This is a genomic window from Acidovorax sp. Leaf73 (assembly GCF_916855635.1).
In the GTDB taxonomy this organism is placed as follows: domain Bacteria; phylum Pseudomonadota; class Gammaproteobacteria; order Burkholderiales; family Burkholderiaceae_C; genus Acidovorax; species Acidovorax facilis.
The window spans coordinates 1-1,576 of record NZ_CAKASI010000013.1 but is presented as its reverse complement, the minus strand read 5'-3'; the positions used below and the strand labels follow the sequence as shown (position 1 = coordinate 1,576).

The 1,576-nt window shown below is 64.8% G+C and carries 1 protein-coding gene and 1 pseudogene; both read left to right on the top strand.

The genetic code is table 11. The features are described 5' to 3' along the window. A pseudogene (locus LPA35_RS26030) lies at window positions 1–597 on the top strand (IS21 family transposase); the annotation flags it as partial. Continuing rightward, a complete protein-coding gene (gene istB / locus LPA35_RS26025) occupies window positions 590–1,486 on the top strand; it encodes an IS21-like element helper ATPase IstB (protein ID WP_228900247.1) in 897 nt (298 codons plus the stop codon). The pseudogene LPA35_RS26030 and the gene istB, both read left to right, overlap by 8 nt. Window positions 1,487–1,576: the final 90 nt, after the last annotated feature.

The following is a 1,576-nucleotide window of genomic DNA, read 5'->3' as shown; positions in this document are numbered from 1 at the left end:
GTCGAGCGGCTGGCCCGGGTCAGCAGCACCTGCCTGGTGGCCGCCGCGCGCAACCGTTACTCCGTGCCGTGCGAGTGGGCCGGCCACATCGTCAGCACCCGCGTCTATCCCGAACGAATCGATGTGGCGGCCGCAGATGCCGTCGTAGCCAGCCATGCCCGGCTGCCGGGCAGCGGCCAGACCAGCTACGACTGGCAGCACTACATCGACCTGGTGCAGCGCAAACCGGGCGCATTGCGCAATGGCACGCCGTTCCTGGACCTTCCGGCGCCGTTGCTGCGTTTGCGCCAGTCGCTGCTCAGGCATCCTGGAGGAGACCGGGTCATGGCACAGGTGCTGGCCGTGGTGCCGCAGGCCGGGCTGGAAGCGGTGCTGGTGGCCATCGAGCTGGTACTCGAAGGCAGGGCCCCCAGTGGCAGCATCAGCGTGGAGCACGTGCGCAACGTGCTGGCCCGCTTGAACAACCCTGCCACGCCGGCACAGGCGCAGACGTCCTTGCAACTCACCCAGGCGCCCAAGGCCGACACCGCGCGTTATGACCGGCTGCGCCCCACCCACCAGGATCATCTAGACGGGCAGGAGGTGGGCCATGCGTGAGACCTCCATCGATGTACAGGCCCAACTGAAGGCGCTGCGGCTCAACGGCATGGCCACGGCCTGGGCCGATCTGACGGAGCAAGGCGGCGATACGACCCTGGCCGCATCACGCTGGCTGGTGGAGCACCTGCTGCAGGCTGAAGATGCTGATCGGGCGATGCGTTCCATCGCCCACCAGATGAAGGCGGCACGCTTCCCGATGCACCGCGACCTGGCTGGGTTCGACTTCACCGTCGCGCCGGTCGACCGCGCGTTGATCCAGAAACTGGCGGACCTCTCGTTCACGCAGGATGCGCAGAACGTGGTGCTAGTCGGCGGCCCAGGCACCGGCAAAACCCACCTGGCCACGGCGCTGGGAATTGCTGGGCTCACCCGGCACGCCAAGCGAGTGCGGTTCTACTCCACGGTCGATCTGGTCAATGCCCTGGAGCATGAGAAGAGCCAGGGCCGTGCCGGACGCATCGCCATGAGTCTGGTGCGCATGGACCTGGTCGTGCTCGACGAGTTGGGCTACCTGCCCTTCAGCCAGGCCGGTGGCGCCTTGTTGTTCCACCTGCTGTCCAAGCTGTACGAGCACACCAGCGTGATGATCACCACCAACCTGACGTTTGCGGAGTGGTCCACGGTGTTCGGCGATGCCAAGATGACCACTGCGTTGCTGGATCGCTTGACCCATCACTGCCACATCATCGAGACGGGCAACGAGTCCTACCGCTTCCGCCACAGCACGCACGAAGCCAAGGGGCGCATCAAGACCCGTGAGCAGACCAGGAAGGCAGCAGCGGCCCAGGTTAGCGAGACCGCGGAGGAAGGGGCCTCGCCTGACGGCTCGGCAATACCAACCACGAGTTCAAAAAAAGGAGGACCTACCGAAGCATCCACCCTATAGTTATCCACAGTTGGCTTCAAATGGAACCAGCTCTAGCCCCTGGTCAATGTTCGACTGGCACTGCTGATCACGTTTGCACTGGCACTAACA